Origin of the sequence: Undibacterium sp. TC9W, assembly GCF_049339865.1 — a bacterium.
Classification (GTDB): Bacteria; Pseudomonadota; Gammaproteobacteria; order Burkholderiales; family Burkholderiaceae_D; genus Undibacterium.
Genome location: NZ_JBMPPJ010000006.1, coordinates 151,742 through 170,629, shown reverse-complemented (window position 1 = coordinate 170,629; position 18,888 = coordinate 151,742). Strand labels below are relative to the sequence as shown.

Below are 18,888 nucleotides of genomic sequence, written 5' to 3'. Positions count from 1 at the left end.
TAACCATAACGGGAGGCGCATTGCAATGCGCCCTACCTTACGGCTACGCTGATGGCTATGATGCAGAATCTACAGGAGCCGGCGGACAAAACCACGCAAGTTCCAGCCCATCCCGCGCAATAGCCGCCTCATCCAGAATGGGGGCAAATGGCACGACAGCCTGCTGCTCCAGCCTGGCATACAGCTCTGCCGCAAAGCGGTGCGCATAGTCTTCTTTGGTGGCTTTGGTCTTACCCGACCACTCTTCAGTCGTGCTACGTTTGTAATCGACGTGATGGCCAGTCTCATGCAAGAGTGTGCGGTACAAAATGGTATTGCGCATGGCCTGGGCATCAGATGAAATTGAATAACCCTGGCGAGTTCGGGTGATGGCATGGCCATCTTGCTGCAGACGGGCCAGCTCACGCTGGCTTTCCTGGCTCAGCGATTTTGGCCATGTATAGCCAGCCAGATTATGCGCCTCGATGACAATGGCGGCACCAAGCTGCCTGCTTATCTCAAACGAGAATATCGCCCGTCCCCAGCACGGACGCAGGATACGCTGTTTGCGCGTTGGCTGGCGCAGCACGATGAAATCAAAAGCAGATAAAACTTCTGGCGGGCAATGCGCAATTACCCTGCAGATATCATCGATGCTGCAGGCATAAAAACAGTCAGACCGGGTTGGTTCGACAAAGAAACGCATTTCACGCCCGGCAATGTCGCGCCTGACCAGCACATGCGTAGTGAGCTTTTCGTAAAAAATTTCGCCCCAGGCTTCTGGCACAACCACGCGGTTGTCATTGCCATGACCCTGGGCTTTGGTGCCTATGTTTTTATTCCTGCGGGTGGGGTTCCAGGCACGGTGCATAGATCTTGAATGATGTTGAAAACAGCATCGATTCTAATGCAATGCGCGTGATATCACCTTGTGGGACTCGCCGTGCGCACCGTTTTCCTGACACGGATATGGTGCGTCAAGACGCACCATACGGGGTAATTTCTTCCCAGCTCAATACTTGACGATATACGTCAGCGCAAAATACGGTGGCCGGTTTTCATGGGCCTGGCCGCCGCCGGTTTTGTCTGTGCCGCCTATGTAGGTGTTATACCTGGTCTCATAAGGCAGGTCAGAGTCGTTGTTACCTTCAAATGAACGGTTATGCAAACCAAAATCACCGTTGTTGATGGTGTGCGAGTGGGATGGTATCTGTTCTGTGGTGAGCGTTACGGTTTCAAGACCACCGGTTGCGTTGGTGGGGTAGTTACTCAGGCCAGCGCCCTGCCCTGCGCCAACAACAAAGCGGCTGCGCAGGTCTGGCAGTGTGCCGTTAACCAACATGGGATACAGGTTAGGATAAGTTGCCTGGTCGATGCGTGTGCCATCGCATAACAGCCAGCCATTCGGCGCGCTTTGTCCCAGAAAGCTGATGACCGTGCCAACCGGCATGGCGATCAGGGCAACTACCGAGCTGCTGTCTGCGGGGAGTTCGGCATCGAGTGTATATGTCATCACCCAGTCCTTTTATCTGAGTTGCACAGCGAGGGGTTAAGCGGCATAAGGTATAAGGCATCAGGCATCAGGCATCAGAACACTCTGGACGACCAGAGCGAGCGCCATTAATTGACATAACAATAATTGTTAATTAATTAAATTTCAAGCTTAATTCGCAATTAGCGTGCAAATCCTGGGAAAGATGATCATTACTATCTTCAAGGCAAGCTGAAATCAAAAGTGTAAAAATGCTGCCCTTCCCTGATATCGATGCCCATGTTGCCGCTGATGCCTGTCAGCTCGTCAGTACCCGAATCAGGCACGACCTGTATCGTCAACTGTGGCTGGCCACGGTTCATGGTGCCGGTGTGCATGAGCACGAAGCTGCCCTTTTTGCCTGCCAGAGTGCCGCTCACCCTTTCTATCGCGACATAGCCTGCCGAGCCCTTGACCTCGCCCATGGCAGACATCATCTCGCCCAGGCTATGGGCTTGCAGATCACCATGGAATTGCTTGTCTATCGTCATGCGGCCCAGCTTTGCAGCCTCGATACCGGGTGCGGCGGCTTGCGGGCTGAGTTTGACTTCAAATGTACCGCTGACCTTGTGTGCGTGTTGCATGCGCTGCTCCTTTACAATGGTGGATGGGGATGCTGCAGTTTGTGCCCGGGACGTGCTAGTGGACTGTAACAGTGAAAGCGAAAGTGAAGTACATGTGCCCGGCGAACCAGGGCAAGGCCGGGTTTGCATAATCACACAGCGATAGCGGGGCTATCGCGAGTATTTGCAACGCCGCCATGGTCGTCGCGCGCATGGCAGGCACTTCGCTTTTCACTGTTACAGTCCACTAATATAAAGGCAGAACGTACTGGCGACGATAATAACGATTGCGCTGGTTAGTATGGTTTTCATCTCTGCTCCCTATGGAAGTTTACATGAACAGGATTACACCAGAGTCATCATGCACAGGATAGTAAAAACGCGACAAGCGGCAAAAGAAGAAAAAGAGGCACAGAGATGAACCAGCCTGCTTCGACAATCACCAGCACAGACGCCGGCCAGGCACGCGGTGTGCTGCGCCCGGCCTTTAGCGAAGGTGAATTCCAGCACCACCGGCAGTTGCCCTCGCCCGCGTTGGTCAACCTAGTCGCGCATTACTGGTATGTGGCCTGGGATTTGCGCGGCCTGCCAGCGCAGGAGCAGGCCACCCTGCCACATCCGAATGTGCACCTGGTGGTGGAAAATGGTCAGGCGCGTATCTACGGCATACATTGCGGTCGCTTCATGCGCACGCTACAAGGCAAGGACAGGGTATTCGGCATCAAGTTCAAGCCCGGCGGTTTTTATCCATTTTACCGGCAGGCGGTGGCGCAACTGGGCAATACGTCCATTGATGTGAGCGCTTGTTTTGGCAAAGACGGTGCAGACTTTTGCGCGCAGATATTGGCAGCAGAAGATGTACAAGCCATGTGCGCTGCGGCAGAACTATTCTTGCTGCGCCATCAGCCACCCGCTGATGAACAGGTAAACCGCATCAGCACCTGGATGACGCAAATAGAACAAGACCGCAATATCGTTGCCGTCGAAGATGTAATGGCAATCGCTGGCATCGACAAACGCAGCCTGCAAAGACTCTTCCAGAAATACGTGGGCATAGGCCCCAAGTGGGTCATACAACGCTACCGCCTGCATGAAGCCGTGGCCCAGGTGCAGGCAGGCAAGAGCCTGAGCTGGACAGCCCTGGCGCTGGAACTGGGTTACTTTGACCAGGCCCATTTTGTGCGCGACTTCAGGCAGTTGGTGGGGATGACGCCAGGGGAATATGAAAAGAGTCTGGGATGAAGCGCGGCTTGTATAATCTAGACAGACCTCATTGACAATCTTATACATCAGCAATCATGTTCAAATTTTTTCTTGCGCTGGCTTTGGCACTCCATGCTGTTTGCGCCAGCGCAGCGGTAAAACCTTATTCTGCGGATGTCAGTACCTGGAAAGAAATCACTGTCCCTGCGTCAGAAGAAGAGCGGGAAGTATGGAGTTACGCCGCTAATTATTCTGAGATCGCATGGCGTGTGTATACCGAGGAAACTATCGTCAAGGCAAAACTGGATGACAGTAATTCAAAGAAAGCAGACAGGGACACGCGCTTTGTCATTGCGGCAGAACCGCTGTCTGGTTCTTTAAGAACCACGACATCATTCGCTGAAGTGGATGACGGATGGCTTGTTGGCTATAACTGTGGTGAATTTGGCGCGGCTCTTTACTGGTTTAGCAAGGACAGAAAAGAACATTACAAAATATCGAATCACCATATCGTTGATTTCATCAAAAAAGATGATGGGTTGTATGCGATTGAAGGCTTGGCTCACCGGGGTTCTACGGAAGGCTCATGGCTAAGGCTAACGAAGGTAAGCAGGCGCTGGCAAGCCAAGGTCGATGTAAAGCTCCCTTGCGTGCCATTTGCAGCCAGTCTCAAACGCGATCAGAATGTATTAGTGGTTTGTAATGAGGCCTTGCTATCCATAGGCCGGCAACCAGAAAATACCAGCAAAAATGTCATCAGTATTAAACGCAAGCCTTTGCTGCAAGACGGTTTATGGCCTACTTCGGCAGGCATGTCAGACAGGGAAGATTATCTTTACATAGGCGCGCGTCAATATGTGATTCAAGTTAACTTGGACAACGGAAAGATACGTTACCTGATACCGGACGACAGTTTGATCAACAAACTGTCAGCAAAGTCAGAAGCAGAAGTGCGGCATCAGTTCAAGGCATTAGGGCCGGTCAACAGCCATTAATGACTCGCGCTCACACTTGCAATATAGTTAAGTGTGAGCTATCTTGAAATGACCATCCCTGTCCTGCCACAGGAGCCCACATGCAATACGACCCCAGCAAAACTGCCCTGTTCCATCCCGAATCCCAGCCTGCCCTGCTGGGCACGGAATTGCCGTGGACCACGCATGCCATCTGCGCCGAATTGTCGCGGCTGGCTTACTGGCATTATGACAAAGGCGGCCAGGTGCTTGAGCACTTCCAGGGGGTATTGGCGCAGGCACAGTTTGGAGCAGCAACGCTGTTCACGAATACAGACACCAGCACCCAGGGGTTTGCCGTCACCAAGGGTGAAACGGCCTACGTCGCCTTTCGCGGTACCCAGCCGGACGACCCTACCGACATCCTCATCGATGGTCTGTTCTGGCCAGTGAACTGGCAGGGTGATGGCCAGGTGCATGATGGTTTCTTGCGCGCCTACAACAGCATAGCGCCACAACTGCAAGACTGGCTGGGCAAGTGCACTGCCAAAACCGTTTATCTGACCGGCCATAGCCTGGGTGCTGCCATTGCCACCCTGGCTGCCGCCCTGCTGCCCGACAGCCGTCTGGTGACATTTGGTTCACCACGTGTTGGCAATGCCAGCTTTGCTGCCATGTTCAAAAGTCGCGTGGTCGATCGCTATGTCAATTGCGCCGACATTGTCGCCATCTTGCCGCCAGAATCAGAACATTATGAGCATGTGCATGGCATGCATTATCTTGACCGCCACGGTGCATTGATTGCCGCACCGAGCAGCCTCGACATCTTGCAGGATCAGACGATAGCCAAGGCAGAATACCTGTTTGAACATGCGTGGCGCAGCGAGAACGTGGGATTCCGTTCATTGGCCGATCACGCGCCGGTGAATTATGTGCATGCGGTGCTGGGCTTGTGAGGGGCCTTGTATCCGAGTATCAAAGTCTGACCCAAGATATATCACCGCAGAGGAAGCACAGAGGATAAGCGTGTAGGTACGATTAGCGGAGCGTAATCGTACGCATGCCTCGCCGAAAAAGGATAAGCGTAGGGTGTTGCAATGTAGCTCTCGTTATGGCTACATCACGGTCTAAGGTCAAATCGTAGTTCACTTGTCATTGCCACGCAGATGCGGGCGATTACGCGCTGCTAATCGCCCCTACTTCCCTGAAGTGAGCGAATACCTGTCTCACCTGTTCTCATCAAAAATGCTATCCTAAGCCATCGCAACACCCAACATCACCATGCCCGCCAGCCCGCAAAAACAATTCACCATGCTGCCCTGCCACCTGGCTGGCGTTGAGGCGGTGCAGGCGCAATCCAGGCATCGCTTTGGGCGGCACATGCATGAAGAGTTTGGCATAGGGGTCGTGGTGCAAGGTGCACAAAAATCCCTGAGCGGCGTGGGCATGGTCGAGGCCATGGCGGGCGATACGATTACCGTCAACCCCGGTGAAATCCATGATGGCACACCCATAGGCGAAAACGGACGCTGCTGGCAGATGCTGTATGTGGAACCCACACTGATTGCCAGCCTCATAGGCGACATCACGGAAGGCAAGACTGTACAGGCAGAATTCAGTTTGCCTGTCATACGTGAAAAACGTATCAGCCAGGCAGTGCAGGCCTTGTTTACGGCGATGACATCTCCACAGGGGGCGCATGCATCGGCAGAAGAGCAGATGCTCATGCTGTTTGCCCGCGTCATGCAACCAGCCACCCTGCTCAGCCACAACGTGCAGAGTGTGCAGGGTGTGCAGGGTGTGACGTCGGCCATACAGCATGCGCGCAGCCGCATTGATGATGACCCGACCGCCATTCTCAGTCTGCAAGACCTGGCGCAGCAAAGCGGCCTGAGTCGCTTCCAGCTCTTGCGTGCTTTTGCCAAGGCCACCGGCATGACGCCGCATGCCTATATCCTGCAACGGCGCCTGCACCATGCCCGACGCCTGATTGCAGCGGGCATGCCACTGGTGCAAGTCGCGATGGATAGCGGCTTTGCTGACCAGAGCCATCTGACGCGGTTGTTCGTGCGTAATTTTGGGGTGTCGCCCGGGGTGTATGGCTCCAGGAGCTAGCCTGCAATTTTATTCAAGACGACGCCATTTCAAACTGGCACGCTGTGGCTTTTCATCCATGGTGAGGCAGGCGATGTCAGACAGATTTTTGGGATATGTGTATTTGGCGCTGGCGATGATCGTCGTTGGCAGTACGGTAGTCGCCAGCAAAGTCATAGGTAGTGGCTTGCCGGTGTTTACCGCAACGGCGTTACGCTTTGCCATCGCCTTCCCTTGCTTTTTATTCTTGATGCGCGTCACCGGCGCGCCACTGCCCAGGCTGGGCAAGCGCGACTGGCTCTTGCTGGTCTTGCAGGCGGGCGCTGGCAGTGTGGGCTACACCACCCTGCTGATCGCTGGCATGCACCTTACATCGGCGGCCGATGCCGCTGTGATCATCGGCACCCTGCCCATCGTCTCTGCCGCGATCGCTATCGTCTTGCTGCGTGAAAGGCCGCAAGCCAGTTTATTGCTGGCTGTGCTGCTGGCGGGTGCAGGTGTGTTGTCGATCGCTGTGCGGGCGGATGGAGCAAATGCAGGTGCTCAGCATTCACTGCTGGGCAATGCCCTGATCTTTGCTGCGATTGTTTGTGAAGGCTTGTTCATCCTGCTGAATAAATGCCTGAAGACGGCAATCCCACCGCTTGCCCTGTCCACCATCATGACGGGCCTGGGTCTGGCCTTGTCCATCATCCCCGCCGTGTTTGAAATGCCGTGGCAGACGCCTGTCACCAGCAAGGCAGTATGGGCCGTGGTCTATTATGCGATGGTGCCGACCGTTGCCGGCTTTTTGCTGTGGTATGCAGGCGCGGCCAAAGTCAGCGGCAGCGAAGCCGCACTCTTTACGGCCCTTGCCCCGGTATCTGCCGTGGTGCTGGCAGTCGTAGTACTCGGCGAAGTGGTCAGCAGCAGCCAGCTCACAGGCATCGCTTGCGTGTTGCTGGCGATAGGTGGGATGGCTTTTCTGGGCAATGGTGCGCTTGTGTTTTTAAAAAAGACCAAAAATCTCACCACAGAGGCACGGAGAGACAGAGATAACACCGAGAATTTAAAATAAGCGCACCCTACTATAACGCTCTCAGACTATGCAATTTCTCTCATATTTTTCCTCTGTGCCTGCTCTGTGCCTCTGTGTCTCTGTGGTGAGTGGTTTTAAGATTTTCAACGCTGCAAGTTACGAACAACGCTTTCTACTGATGTTTGCATCCTCCCCCTACCCGCAAAACCGTGTACATTATGCATCTGTCCAAACCACCCAACACAGATACCAGGAACGCGCCATGCTCATCAAAAAAGTGCTCCCGTTTTGCATCGCCTTGTCCATAGGCGCATTGTCCTCCACTGCCAATGCGCAAAGCCTGTCACCGACTGAACAAAAAATTGTCGCCGCCGTGCAGGCCAGGTCAGAAGCAGCGCTGCAACTGCTGGAACGCAGTGTCAACATCAACAGCGGCACACTCAATCATGCAGGCGTGCGCGAAGTCGGCAAGTTATTCAGCAATGAACTCGAGGGCCTGGGTTTCAAGACCAACTGGTCTGAGATGCCAGCGGCCATGAACCGTGCCGGGCATTTGCTGGCCGAGCGTGAGGGCAAGCAAGGCAAGCGCGTGCTGATGATAGGTCATCTCGATACCGTGTTTGAAAAAGACAGCCCCGTACAGTTATGGGACAGGCAGGGCAACCGCGTGCGCGGCCAGGGCGTGAATGATATGAAGGGTGGCGATGTCATCATGATAGAAGCCCTGCGCGCCCTGCATGCCGTCGGTGCACTCGACAATACCCGCATACAGGTCATCTTCAGCGGTGATGAAGAAAGTGCTGGCCACCCCATCGCCACTTCGCGTGCTGACCTGGTCAATGCCGCCAAACGCAGTGACGTAGCCCTGGCCTTTGAGGGTACGGCACTCGATAAAAACGGCAATGCCACCGGCACCGTAGGCCGCCGCGCCTCTGGCGGGTTTGTGCTGGATGTGACAGCCAAGCAAGGCCATTCCGCCGCCGTGTTTGGTCACAATGGCTATGGCGCTATTTATGAAACAGCGCGCATCCTGAACAGCTTTCGCGAAAGCTTGATTGAACCCGACCTGACCTTCAACCCCGGCAATATCCTCGGTGGCACCGAGATCAGTTACGACAGCCAGAACAGCAAAGGTACTGCCTTCGGCAAGACCAATGTCATCGCCCCCAGCACCCACGTACACGGCGATTTGCGCTACCTCAGCGCAGAACAGGGCCAGCGCGCCAGAGAGCGCATGAAAGACATCGTCAGCAAAAACCTGGCTGGCACCAGTGCAACGATACGCTTTAGCGAAAACTACCCACCCATGTCCCCCACCCCCGGTAACTACGCCCTGCTAGACCTGTACTCCAAAGCCAGCTTTGATGCAGGCCTGGGCGAAATCAAAGCCTTCCCGCCGGGCGAACGCGGTGCTGGTGACATCCAATTCGTCGCGCCCTACGTAGCCAGCCTCGATGGCCTCGGCGCCACCGGCAGAGGTGCGCACTCACCGGACGAAGACCTGGATATTTCTTCGATCCAGAGAGCGACGATCAGGACGGCGATTTATTTGTATAGGTTGACGCGGTAAAACCAACGGCCAGGCCATCGGTACGATCACCGCCTGTACGGATTACGTCAGTCTTGAACACGAGGTGGAAGAAATTGAAATGCAGACAATAGAATTTAAAAACCTAAGTATTGCCAAACCATTTAGTGAAGAATACGTGGATGAGGTTGAGGCAGAAATCGGAATCAATTTCCCACAAAAATATCTTGTCCTGATGAGGAAGAATAATGGAGGTGCCCCTGTTCAGCAATGCTTTACTGTTGGGATGAATGAGAAAGTAATCGAGAGATTTTTGTCCTTTGTAGAAAATTATAAAGTTGATCAATGCAGCATCTACGATATAGAAGTTGTATGGAGTCAGATAGAGGACAGATTAGAAGAAGGCATATGCCCGTTTGCGGCATTATATGGAGGGGATTTTCTCTGTTTTGATGGCCGCTTTCGAGATGAAGCAGCGATAGTGATATGGGACCATGAACAGGCTTCTCTGGGAAAATCGAGCATTACACCCGTAGCTGATAGCTTTGAAGTATTTTCAGAAATGTTAAAGGAATTATGAATCAAGAGCCGTAGGTACGATTAGCGCAAGCGTAATCGTACGCATGGTCAGCGGCAAGCCCCACATGCTGCTTGATAATCTCTGGTCATGCGATGAGATAGAATCTGGCATGCATTACGCTCACGTCGCAATTGGGCAGAGATTGGCAATGAGATTACGTGATGCCACCTGCAATTTCAGGCATCGCATGCGTACGATTACGCTTGCGCTAATTGTACCTACGCGGACTACACAAGCTGCTCGGCGTGCCTGGAACGGCAAAATTCTGGATTGCTGAGCATTTTGGTGTAAGACGCCGAAAACTTACGACAAATTCACTTGAGAAATATGATAACAGCATACATCAGCGGTCATTTGAAGATTTCAAACGAAGATTTCACCGAGCATTATGTCCCAAAACTAGCAGAGGCGTTGGAGCGGGGCGACTCATTTGTGGTTGGCGATGCACGTGGAGTAGATGAAATGGCCCAAGAGTATCTCGTCTTATATACAGACAAAATTAAGGTATATCACATGTTTGAAAAACCTAGAAACTGTGCGTTTGGGCTTGAGACGGTCGGCGGATTCAAATCAGACGAAGAGCGGGATGCTGCGATGACAGCGGCCAGTGATTATGATATTGCTTGGGTGAGGCCCGGAAGAGAAGATTCTGGCACAGCAAGGAACCTCAAGCGAAGACAGGGCCGTAGGTACGATTAGCGCAAGCGTAATCGTACGCATGGTCAGCGACAATCCCCCCATGCTGCCTGACAATCCGTGGTCTTGTGATGAAATAAAGCTTGGCATGCAACACGCTCACATCGCAATGGTACAGGAGAGCAAGTGGATTGCTTGAAGCGACATGCAATTTGAGGCATCGCATGCGTACGATTACGTCACACTAATCGTACCTACACGGACTGCATGCGAAAAAGCCTTGATAAGCTTACATGACAAAGCTTTCATGTAATTTCACGCCACCTTGCCGCCATTAATTCAAGAAAACCATACGCCCAACAACCAGCATCACTATCATCAGCATTCCCCAGACAATAAATTTATTTGAATTTTTGGTCGCAGACTTTTTATGCTGCTCAATAACGATAGGCCATATCAATAGATAGTCGATAAAGGACTTATTGTTTTCCTTATCGCCGCCTTTTAAGACCCGCGAGACGCGATAAAACACAAGGACAAACCCGGGCATGAGCAAAAAAAAATCCAAGCACCTTATAGGAGTAAGAGTAAGTCGATAGCCAGGATAAAAAGCTTTGCATAAGATTTTCTAAATCACTCAGCGCGACGGAATCGCAAGCTCAACACAAGCGGAACCGCCAGCGCATACACCACCATCACGCTGAGCCAGATTGCCCCTGGCCATTGTGTCCGCACAACAAAATACAGTGTAGAGAACATCAGCGGGCCAATGATGGATGCGAGGCTGACGGCGGATGCCAGCACGCCCTGGAATTGTCCCTGCATGCCCTCATCGACCATGCGGCTGGCCAGCGACTGCAATGCCGGTATGCCGACGCCGCCCAGCACAAACACCGGCATCACGGCAAATACCATCCAGCCCTGTTTGGCAAAAGCCATGACGACCAGGGCCAGGCAGGTGCCTGCAAAGCCGGTCAGTATGGTGCCGCGCTCGCCCAGCAGTTTGACGGCTGGGCCGGGCAAGAAAGCTTGCGCGAGTGCCTGGCACAGGCCATAGGTGCCCAGCGACAGGCCTATCCACAGACCGTTCCAGTGGAAGGCATCATTGCCCCACAGCGACCAGCAGGTGCCATACACCTCGCCTGTCATGCTGAGGATGAAGAAGAGCAGGATCACGGGCAGCAGGTTTTTCATGCGCCATGTCCAGCGCAAGGGGCGCAGCGGGTTGAGTGCTGCCAGATCCAGCTTCTCACGGCTGGGTTGGCGTGACTCTGGCAAGACAAAGAATGCCATCAGCAGGTTCGCCGCATTCAAGATCGCTGCTGCAATGAAAGGCAGGCGCAGGACATAGTCACCGAGTACGCCACCAAGGATGGGGCCGATGATGAAGCCTGCCCCAAACACGGCATTGAACAGGCCAAAGCGGCGCGCGCGCTGGTCTTCTGGCGAAATGTCGGTGATATAGGCCATGGCCACCGACATATTGGCGCTGGTCAGCCCGGCGATGGCGCGGCCCAGGAACAGCATCCAGAGTTGTGGCGCGAATGCCATCACGAGGTAGTTGATGGCTGCCCCGGCCAGCGAGATCAGCAACACCGGGCGGCGGCCCAGCCTGTCACTCAATGCACCGAGCACGGGTGCAAAGACAAACTGCATCACCGCATACAGCGCAGTCATGATGCCTATGTAGGGCGCGACATTGTCGCCATGAGTGACCTCTGCCAGCAGGCGCGGCAGGATGGGGAAGATCAGGCCTATGCCGACGGCATCAAGGCCTATGGTGGAAAAGATCACAGCCAGGGCGCGGTTATTGCCCGCCCGTGAGGCCTGTGCATGCTGGCTGCCTGTACTTGTTAATGTAGTCATAAAATGAGTCTTTCTTAATATGTACTCAATACAAATATGTACTGCGTACATTTAATATATGCTATGATGCAGCTCATGTCAAACCCTACCGATCTCCGCACTCGCAAACGCCTGGCCATGCGCCAGGGCATCTCTGATGCTGCCACCCTGCTCTTCCAGGAACGCGGCTTTGATCATGTGACCGTGGATGAAATTGCAGCGGCGGCTGACGTGGGGCGCATGACGGTGTTCAATCACTTCCCGCGCAAGGAAGACATGTTCTTTGACCGTGATGAAGAGGGGCGCGAAATGCTGCGCGAGGCTTTGCGCCAGCGCGACCCTGCTATTTCTCCCGTTGAAACCTTGCGCCTGCTTGCACATAAACTGGTGGCAGACGAAAGCCCTTATGTCAGGTTCGCCGCCGGTGCCAAAGGTTTTATCTCGCCAGGCAGCCAGGGCTTCATAGAAACCATAGAAGGCAGCGACACCCTGAAGGCACGCGCCAGGGCCATACGCGATGAGATAGCCCAGGTCGTGGCAGAGGCAATGGCCTTATCCGTCAAGCGCGAAGCTGGCGACACCGACGCCATACTGGCCGCCAACCTGTTGCTGGCGACATGGACGGTCGCACTTGTCCAGGCTCACCAAAGCTTCAGACAAAAGCAGGATGCGGCAGAAGCGAAAGCGGTTTTTCTGGCGATAGTAGATAAGGGCAGCGTGGGGATCACGGCGGCGTTGGCAGGGACGGTTTATGCTTGAGTGTAACTGCGTGAATGCCGTGAACCTGATGTTGCTGCGGCATCGTGATGTAGCCTGTCCCTATAGTCCTTGAAGCTACTCACTATCGTTGATGACAGCATTTGCGCAGATGGATCCCAGCCTGCGCTGGGATGACCCGAATGTGTATTGCGGGGCTTTAAACTCCAGGGCTTCGATACGGTTATAAGAGCCGCACTTTCATTCTAAAGCCGTATCCGGTAGGGTGCGTTGTAACGCACCGCATGGATGCACGCAATCAAATATCTAAAAAGCTAGAGCCATCCATTGCAGGGCAAGTTCAGATGAAGGTGAAGCCAGGAAAATTTCAGCCCTCCTCGCCCATTCATTTGCATCTTCGTCGCTTTGCGCTTTCAATAGTGAAATAGCATCCATCATATCAAGCAAACCGTCTGGATTTTTTCCTGCAAGAATTTGAGACCCCAGACTTCCACACATAGCATACAAAATGGAAAACATGGTTTCTCTCGTTGGACAACTGCGGTCACTGGCGAGGCCTGCAATGAGATTTATCCGCTCAATAACAAGTAGATGATGCAAAGCCCCATCAAACGGCGCATCCCTATCCGAATATGCCAATTCACGGATACCTTCATCACTCAATGAAGACATTTTCGTACTGGACAATTGATTTCTTTGCTCTATGAAAAACTGAACCTCTTGCCAACGTGAATTCATATAATCGTGAATCTGGATTTTTACCTCTTCACAGACAAGCTGACACTCCTGATTGAATTGGTCGAAAACTCTCGCCTGCACTTCATCACATTCTATCTGTTCAATTGCATCAGGCAGCAAGCCTGACTCATATTGAAGTTCGCCTTTGGTGACAAGCCTCGTGACTTCTGCAAACATGCCGGAAGCCTGATTCGCCTTGATCAGCTCAAGAAAGCGCGTAACGTCAATCCACCTGTTCTCAGAATAAAGAAAATAATGACTTACGCCCTCCGATTCTATTGCTGTCACAAACTCATGAAGTGCCACAACCAGCTGGCCAATTTCCTTCATCCTGCGGTAATCGCCAGTTCCCTGACAATTGATTAGCTTATGCAATTCATAGAGAAACTGTCCTGGCTCATTGATAGAAAAAATATCAAAATTTAAGCGCATACTTTTTCTCATTTTAGTCATTCTAAATTTCAAACACAGATTGTAGTTTCTCTCATATTTTTTGACGGGCTCAATAAAACAGATAGGTGTATTTGGAAAGCAGGTTCAAAAAAGATAACCAGTAAGCAAACATGACAAATAAATTCTTCCTGTTTCTTTGGCGAGCGACAGTATATGCGAGCATGGCGACACCAAAAATCGCACCTGCGATGAAAATAATGCGCAATACATCATTTGAAGAGAGAAAACTGCCGATACTGGGTACCATAAATTCCTATCTGAGAAATTCTTTGCCTGCCTCTTATGCCATATTGCAAAAGGAATGCCTTTTAAAATCTCGTCGGCAATTTGCCGAAATTTCAATTAGATACTTTAGTGCGACACAAGGTTAGGCATCGCACATTGATTCCTGAAATTGCTACTATGCGTCTGCCTTGGATGTCCAGATTCAATAGACAGGTATATAGCGATCGATAAAATACTTCTTGCGGATATCTCTCTTTGGTCACATCAGCATATCCTGGCGCAACCACGGCATCTCATTGACTATAGTCACAGAGATTTGTGCAGTCTCAGCATCAACTTCCAGCAGGCATAAGACTTTGGTATCCCAGTGATTGTCAATTGGATAGCCACTGGCGGTTAACTCTATCTCCTGCTTGCGTGGCGGCAAAAGGCTGACTTTGAGTGTCAGGGTTTTTCTTGGTCTTTGCAATCCGATAAGGACACCAGAAATGACGCGCTGCGCCTCGTCTTCTGGAATTTGCTCATTACTCAGCAAACTGATGAAATGCGCTTTGGCAAGTTCTTCCAGTTCCACCCAGCGCTGTTTTCTCTGCACATGTGGATTCACAACTTCCTCCCCTTCTCCAGCCGCCACTCCTTCTGACAATCTGCATAATTCGCAAACTCATAACTGACACCTACCTCGCCGCGGTTGATGGCGTGGGCCTGGGCGAAGACGATGATGTTGAGGATGTTGTCGGGCAATTCGCGTTCGGTTTTGCCGTTGGCCCACAGGTAGCCGTAGCTGACTGAGCCTTCTTTGAGGCCGACCATCCAGAATTGCGGGCGGCGGTTGTAGATGTCGGTTTTGACTTTGTCTTTTTTGAGGCTGGGTTTGCCGTATTGTTGTTCCAGCACTTGCGCGATGCGGTCGGCGGCGGCTTTGATTTGTTCACCGGTGCCGCTGACGGCGGTGATGGTGCGCGATGCACCTACCTTGCAAATGCCGCTGATGGGCGCGGTGACGGCGTAGTAGTCGCTGAAATCAGTTACTGGTATTGGCGGCTGGCCTTCGAACAGATGTTTGGCTTTGCTGGATTTGATAAAGCCAAACTTGCTGGTGAGCTCGGTTTCGCTGATGGCCATGGCGAGGCCGAAGGGGCCGGATTCAGTCGATGCAGGTGCTGCGTCTGGCATTGCTTCTGCGGCAGTGCTAGTTTCTATCGTGGATGCAAGCACACTGGCGGGTTGCTCTGCTACAGAGCTGGCGGCAGTGTTGGCATTAGCGTTGGCAGTCTTTTTGCAGGCGACCAGGCTGGCTGTCGTCATCAACAGGGCAATGATGCAGAGGTGGTGGAGTTTATTTTTATGCTGCATCAGGCTGGGGTGGATGTATGGATATGGTTTGCCAGGGTCGCTGCAATTTAATGATATTCGGGCATAAATTGCAATGGGTTTGATTTAATTCCTACTCACGAAAAAATAGGGACACGGTATGGCGTTTGCGGCTGAAGCCGCTTCTGCGGGATATTTGTGATATGCACTGTATGGCACATCAAAATTCACGGCGCAAATACGATGGATTCCTGCCTGCGGAGGAATGACGATTTTGAGGGTATGCAAATTAACGGGCGACGCGGTTTGCATGGCCCGACTCCCCCCTCACACCCTCTCCAGCGGTAATCTCGTCATCAAAAAATCCAGCAAGACTGCCACGCGTGGGGGTATGGCTTCCTGTTTATAGAATACCGCCCAGACCGGCTGCATCCAGGGCAGGCTGATGTCGGCCAGCACGGGTTTGAGCCTGCCGTGGGCGCGGTCGGCCATGGTCAGGAAGTCAGACAGACAGACGATGCCAGCGCCCTGCACGGCCAGGTGGCGCAGGGTTTCGCCATTGCTGGCACTGACTACAGGGTCTATGACATAGCCCTCATCTTTGACGCCATCCAACTTGGGCAGCGGCCAGGTATTGAGGCTGGCGGGGGCGGTAAAACCCAGCAATCTGTGCTGTGCCAGATCAGCCACGGTTTGTGGTTCGCCATGGCGTGCGAGGTAATGCGGCGCGGCGACCGGGCGGATGCGGCTGCTGCCCAGACGGCGTGCGTGCAGGCTGGAGTCAGTCAAATGGCCTATGCGTATGGCAAGGTCGGCGCGCTCTTCGATGAGATCGACAAAGGTTTCACCGCTGACCAGTTCCAGCTTGATGATAGGATAGGCATCGAGAAAATCGGCCACCAGCGGGGCCAGCAGATGATCTAACGTGGGGGTGGCGGCATTTACCCGCACCAGGCCGGATGGTTGCGACAGGCGCGCTGTCAGTTGTTCTTCAGTGTCATCAATATCGCAGAGTATCTTCTTGGCCCTTTGCAAGAGCCAGTGACCTTCTTCTGTTATCTCAAGCTTGCGGGTGGTGCGCGTCATCAGGGTCATGCCGAGCTGGGCTTCAAGGCGGGAGATGCTGCGGCTGATGCCGGATGGCGTTTGCCCCAGGCGCTCGGCTGCGGCTGAAAATGAGCCAGTATCGGCCACTGCGACCAGGGCTTTCATGGTTTCCAGGCTTAGCATTGTTGACTCCGAGTCATAAGTAAAGTGTAGCTTAAGCTATTTTTCTTTGTTCTGCATGGGCCCAGACTGCAGCCTGTTATTCATTTCCCCATGCATGGAGTCCATATGCCACTTGCTTTGTGGGCGCTGACACTCAGCGCCTTTGCCATCGGTACGACAGAATTTGTGATTGTCGGCCTTATCCCCACCATCGCCAGCAGCCTGGCGGTATCTGTTCCTTCTGCCGGTTTGCTGGTCAGCCTGTATGCGCTGGGCGTGGCTGTTGGCGCGCCCGTATTGACAGCACTGACTGGCCGGGTGCCGCGCAAGCAATTATTGCTGGGCCTGATGGCCTTGTTCACGATTGGTAACCTGGTGGCCTGGATGGCACCCAACTATACTTCGCTGATGGCGGCACGGGTCTTGACTGGCCTCGCGCATGGGGTGTTCTTTTCGATAGGTTCAACGATAGCCACTGGCCTGGTCCCCAAAGACAAAGCGGCCAGTGCAATTGCGCTGATGTTCAGCGGGCTGACGGTGGCGCTGGTGACGGGTGTGCCGCTGGGTACCTTCATCGGCCAGCATCTGGGCTGGCAAGCGACGTTTTTGGCAGTGTCGGCGCTGGGTGTGATTGCCTTTATTGGATGCGCGATTCTGATCCCTTCAACCATCGCCAGCAGCAAGCCTGCCTCTTTATTAACACAAATGGCGGTACTCAAAAAACCGCGCCTGTTACTGGTATATGCGATGACGGCACTGGGCTATGGCGGCAGCTTTATCGTCTTCACTTATCTGGCACCAATACTGCAAGACATCAGCGGTTTTAGTGCCAATGCGGTGGGCCTGGTGATGCTGGTGTATGGTGTCTCGGTGACTTTTGGCAATATCTGGGGTGGCAAACTGGCCGATAAAAAAGGCCCGGTCGCAGCATTGCAAATCGTGTTCGCCTTGCTTGCCCTTGTCTTGCTGGTGCTGACTTTTACCGCGCATAACAAATGGCTGGCATTGCTGACGGTATTGGCCTGGGGCGCGGTGGCCTTTGGTAATGTGCCGGGTTTGCAGGTGTATGTAGTGCAGCGTGCTGAACATGATGCACCACAGGCTATCGACGTTGCATCTGGCTTGAATATCGCTGCCTTCAATGTCGGCATCGCCTTTGGTGCCTGGGCGGGTGGCTTGATCGTCAGCCATATCGGTTTGATGCATACACCATGGATAGGTGCCCTGGTTGTCGTAGGTGCCTGGGCTTTGACGACGCTGGCATGCAGGCTGGACAAGGCGGATGGGTTGCCTGACAAAGCCGTGCGACTGGCTGCGGTCAGCATGCATTGATAGCTATCCAGGCTTAAAAAAAGGGACAGGCTTTACGACCTGTCCCCCCATTTTTTTGCATAAATAGCTGCACAAGGCGTCTATCTTCTTCTGTTATAAGAACTGCTGCTTCTTTCAGGATCAGGCAAACCCATTAATTTGACCTCGATATTCTTGGCGTCTTGTGGTGGCACTTTGTCGCTGAAGTTTTGCTTCAGATAGGACCACATATCTTTTTCCAGCACTTCACATTGCAAGACAGCGCGACTTTTGCGGGTATCCCTGTGGCTATATTCGAGATCATCGGCTTCTTGCGATGACTCTCTGTATTCTCTACGCTCCCTGTAAGTTCTATAGCTGGTGCTGACGTTGTCGTTGGCGCGGTCTTTGATGAACTGGTTTCTCGGTATGGTGCAGTTCTCCTTGAAGTTGGTCATCAGGGTGCGATCTACGCTGACATCGCATTGATTATATCTGTGATCCAGCACCCAGCAGCTTTTGCCGGTATCGCGGTCTTTTTGCATGGCCGTGATCTTGCGCAGTGTGGCGTCGTTTTTGACTTCGGTCGCGTTGCTGCCTATCTTGGCATTGCAGGGTTGGTCGGTAAATATCGTTTCACCGGAAGGCGTCACACATTTGCGCACCTCGGCCTGCGACAGGCTGGGCCAGGCAAAAACCAGGAAAGACAAACAGGCCAGAAATGTTTTTTTCATAATATAAAGTGACGGTGAGCAGATTTTATTGCCTTTTAATAGTTAAAATGGCAATGCGCGCGCGTAAAAAGCAATTGCAGATTATAGCCCAGGCTACAATTAGTTACATTTGAAATTGTGATGGTATTTGCTTATCTATTTTGTCAAGTCAGCACTGCCAAGCAGGGCAACAAGCTGATATTCAGTAAAAAGCGAGCCGCGCTATCCATCCGGGCTGGCATAAATCCAGCACGTTGACTGCCTGTTTTTTCTTTGTTAGCATGGCCCCATATCACTGG

General features: G+C 52.8%; 21 protein-coding genes. 11 read left to right on the top strand and 10 right to left on the bottom strand.

Translation table 11 applies throughout. The annotated features are described in order from the left end of the window. Positions 1 to 55 precede the first annotated feature (55 nt). The 4 genes from ACO0LN_RS10475 to ACO0LN_RS10460 form a co-directional block, all read right to left on the bottom strand. Positions 56 to 850, bottom strand: a complete 795-nt coding sequence (locus ACO0LN_RS10475; protein ID WP_422973455.1) for an ImmA/IrrE family metallo-endopeptidase — start codon at positions 848 to 850, stop codon at positions 56 to 58. Positions 851 to 991: 141 nt separating this feature from the next. Then, the gene (locus ACO0LN_RS10470; RefSeq protein ID WP_422973453.1) at positions 992 to 1,492 is read right to left on the bottom strand and encodes a phage tail protein; all 501 of its coding nucleotides are present in this window, start codon (positions 1,490 to 1,492) and stop codon (positions 992 to 994) included. 200 nt (positions 1,493 to 1,692) lie between these two features. Continuing rightward, positions 1,693 to 2,094, bottom strand: coding sequence for a DUF3224 domain-containing protein (locus ACO0LN_RS10465; protein WP_422973451.1), 402 nt, complete (start codon positions 2,092 to 2,094; stop codon positions 1,693 to 1,695). Between the two features lie 55 nt (positions 2,095 to 2,149). Then, the gene (locus ACO0LN_RS10460) at positions 2,150 to 2,308 is read right to left on the bottom strand and encodes a hypothetical protein (RefSeq protein WP_422973449.1); all 159 of its coding nucleotides are present in this window, start codon (positions 2,306 to 2,308) and stop codon (positions 2,150 to 2,152) included. A 182-nt stretch (positions 2,309 to 2,490) separates the two neighbouring features. Between ACO0LN_RS10460 and ACO0LN_RS10455 the strand changes: the two genes are divergently transcribed. The 8 genes from ACO0LN_RS10455 to ACO0LN_RS10420 all read left to right on the top strand — a co-directional run bounded on the left by ACO0LN_RS10455 (position 2,491) and on the right by ACO0LN_RS10420 (position 10,148). Then, positions 2,491 to 3,315: an AraC family transcriptional regulator gene (locus ACO0LN_RS10455; RefSeq protein WP_422973447.1), complete on the top strand. Its 825-nt coding sequence runs from the start codon at positions 2,491 to 2,493 to the stop codon at positions 3,313 to 3,315. A gap of 56 nt (positions 3,316 to 3,371) precedes the next feature. Then, on the top strand, positions 3,372 to 4,271 hold the full coding sequence (locus ACO0LN_RS10450; protein WP_422973445.1) for a hypothetical protein: 900 nt from the start codon (positions 3,372 to 3,374) through the stop codon (positions 4,269 to 4,271). Positions 4,272 to 4,351: 80 nt separating this feature from the next. Then, entirely contained in the window at positions 4,352 to 5,185 is an 834-nt protein-coding gene (locus tag ACO0LN_RS10445; protein ID WP_422973443.1) for a lipase family protein, read from the top strand. A 325-nt stretch (positions 5,186 to 5,510) separates the two neighbouring features. Continuing rightward, complete coding sequence (locus ACO0LN_RS10440) at positions 5,511 to 6,344, top strand: AraC family transcriptional regulator (protein ID WP_422973441.1); 834 nt, start codon at positions 5,511 to 5,513, stop codon at positions 6,342 to 6,344. A gap of 73 nt (positions 6,345 to 6,417) precedes the next feature. Next, positions 6,418 to 7,380 carry a DMT family transporter gene (locus tag ACO0LN_RS10435; protein WP_422973439.1) on the top strand — a complete coding sequence of 321 codons (963 nt, stop codon included), beginning with the start codon at positions 6,418 to 6,420 and terminating at the stop codon, positions 7,378 to 7,380. A 223-nt stretch (positions 7,381 to 7,603) separates the two neighbouring features. After that, entirely contained in the window at positions 7,604 to 8,911 is a 1,308-nt protein-coding gene (locus tag ACO0LN_RS10430; RefSeq protein WP_422973437.1) for a M20/M25/M40 family metallo-hydrolase, read from the top strand. Between the two features lie 64 nt (positions 8,912 to 8,975). Beyond that, on the top strand, positions 8,976 to 9,449 hold the full coding sequence (locus tag ACO0LN_RS10425; RefSeq protein WP_422973435.1) for an SMI1/KNR4 family protein: 474 nt from the start codon (positions 8,976 to 8,978) through the stop codon (positions 9,447 to 9,449). Between the two features lie 327 nt (positions 9,450 to 9,776). Then, the gene (locus tag ACO0LN_RS10420; protein ID WP_422973433.1) at positions 9,777 to 10,148 is read left to right on the top strand and encodes a hypothetical protein; all 372 of its coding nucleotides are present in this window, start codon (positions 9,777 to 9,779) and stop codon (positions 10,146 to 10,148) included. 570 nt (positions 10,149 to 10,718) lie between these two features. Here the strand turns inward: ACO0LN_RS10420 and ACO0LN_RS10415 are convergent. Further along, complete coding sequence (locus tag ACO0LN_RS10415; RefSeq protein WP_422973431.1) at positions 10,719 to 11,951, bottom strand: TCR/Tet family MFS transporter; 1,233 nt, start codon at positions 11,949 to 11,951, stop codon at positions 10,719 to 10,721. 75 nt (positions 11,952 to 12,026) lie between these two features. Between ACO0LN_RS10415 and ACO0LN_RS10410 the strand changes: the two genes are divergently transcribed. Continuing rightward, positions 12,027 to 12,689, top strand: coding sequence for a TetR/AcrR family transcriptional regulator (locus ACO0LN_RS10410; protein ID WP_422973430.1), 663 nt, complete (start codon positions 12,027 to 12,029; stop codon positions 12,687 to 12,689). 264 nt (positions 12,690 to 12,953) lie between these two features. Here ACO0LN_RS10410 and ACO0LN_RS10405 read toward each other — a convergent pair whose 3' ends face one another. Beyond that, the gene (locus ACO0LN_RS10405; RefSeq protein ID WP_422973428.1) at positions 12,954 to 13,829 is read right to left on the bottom strand and encodes a hypothetical protein; all 876 of its coding nucleotides are present in this window, start codon (positions 13,827 to 13,829) and stop codon (positions 12,954 to 12,956) included. 119 nt (positions 13,830 to 13,948) lie between these two features. Between ACO0LN_RS10405 and ACO0LN_RS10400 the strand changes: the two genes are divergently transcribed. Further along, positions 13,949 to 14,209, top strand: a complete 261-nt coding sequence (locus ACO0LN_RS10400; RefSeq protein WP_422973426.1) for a hypothetical protein — start codon at positions 13,949 to 13,951, stop codon at positions 14,207 to 14,209. A gap of 113 nt (positions 14,210 to 14,322) precedes the next feature. Here the strand turns inward: ACO0LN_RS10400 and ACO0LN_RS10395 are convergent, their stop codons facing one another. The 3 genes from ACO0LN_RS10395 to ACO0LN_RS10385 all read right to left on the bottom strand — a co-directional run bounded on the left by ACO0LN_RS10395 (position 14,323) and on the right by ACO0LN_RS10385 (position 16,607). After that, positions 14,323 to 14,670 carry a hypothetical protein gene (locus ACO0LN_RS10395; protein ID WP_422973424.1) on the bottom strand — a complete coding sequence of 116 codons (348 nt, stop codon included), beginning with the start codon at positions 14,668 to 14,670 and terminating at the stop codon, positions 14,323 to 14,325. Next, complete coding sequence (locus ACO0LN_RS10390; RefSeq protein ID WP_422973422.1) at positions 14,667 to 15,419, bottom strand: hypothetical protein; 753 nt, start codon at positions 15,417 to 15,419, stop codon at positions 14,667 to 14,669. Before ACO0LN_RS10390 ends, ACO0LN_RS10395 begins: the two co-directional genes overlap by 4 nt. Positions 15,420 to 15,704: 285 nt before the next feature. After that, complete coding sequence (locus tag ACO0LN_RS10385) at positions 15,705 to 16,607, bottom strand: LysR family transcriptional regulator (RefSeq protein WP_422973420.1); 903 nt, start codon at positions 16,605 to 16,607, stop codon at positions 15,705 to 15,707. A gap of 105 nt (positions 16,608 to 16,712) precedes the next feature. Here ACO0LN_RS10385 and ACO0LN_RS10380 point away from each other — a divergent pair, with 105 nt between their 5' ends. After that, positions 16,713 to 17,918: an MFS transporter gene (locus ACO0LN_RS10380; protein WP_422973418.1), complete on the top strand. Its 1,206-nt coding sequence runs from the start codon at positions 16,713 to 16,715 to the stop codon at positions 17,916 to 17,918. Positions 17,919 to 17,998: 80 nt separating this feature from the next. Here the strand turns inward: ACO0LN_RS10380 and ACO0LN_RS10375 are convergent, their stop codons facing one another. Continuing rightward, on the bottom strand, positions 17,999 to 18,610 hold the full coding sequence (locus ACO0LN_RS10375; protein ID WP_422973416.1) for a hypothetical protein: 612 nt from the start codon (positions 18,608 to 18,610) through the stop codon (positions 17,999 to 18,001). Positions 18,611 to 18,888: the final 278 nt, after the last annotated feature.